Below are 705 nucleotides of genomic sequence, written 5' to 3' on the forward strand. Positions count from 1 at the left end.
CCCGCCACTACGCCAGCGTCGCCCGGTCCCGAGCGGCCCGCGAACTCGGCGGGCCGCGGCGTCTTCTCCTGCCCGAGGTCGCCGGTCATCGGCACGCTGTTGGCCGAGTCGTCCGAGGTCTGGGCCAGCTGCCCGTTGCCCATCAGGTAGTACTGCCGGGTGCCGGCCGTCCCGCCGGCCAGCGCGCCGGGCGCGATCTGCGCGGTGCGACCCGCGTCGGTCTGGCAGCCGCCCCGGTCACCGAGCAGCTCCAGCCGCACCAGCTGGGACTTGCCCTGCAGGCCGGAGAGGGTGTGGAAGAGCTGGGCGGCCATCTGCTGGCAGCGCGGCTGGATGCCGCCGAAGTCCGGCACGGTGATCCGCACGGTGGCGACACCGCTCTCGTTCACCGTGACGGTGTCCCGGATCCTGGTGGTCTTGTCGAAGACCGGGTCGACCACCTTGCCCAGCCAGCCGGACGGACCCTCGACCAGCGCCTTGGCGGCGGAGGTGAACGGGTCTATTCGGCCCCGCAGGTAGACCGGGTCCGGCACCAGGACCGGGTTCTGCCGGTCGGTCCACGGGTCCTCGGCGGACGGGTAGTAGAGGTGCACGGCGCGGTAGCCGTTCTTGAACTTGGTCTGATCGATGATCAGACCGTCCGGCAGCTGGTCGATCCGCCACTGGCCCTTGTTCTTGCCCTCGGTCTCCTTGACGAAGGTGAAC

1 pseudogene is annotated in these 705 nt (G+C 70.6%); it reads right to left on the reverse strand.

The features are described from left to right. Positions 1 to 705, reverse strand: a pseudogene (locus ABD323_RS42875) (hypothetical protein); the annotation flags it as partial.

The sequence above is a fragment of the Kitasatospora nipponensis genome, assembly GCF_039528135.1.
GTDB classification, from domain to species: Bacteria; Actinomycetota; Actinomycetes; order Streptomycetales; family Streptomycetaceae; genus Kitasatospora; species Kitasatospora nipponensis.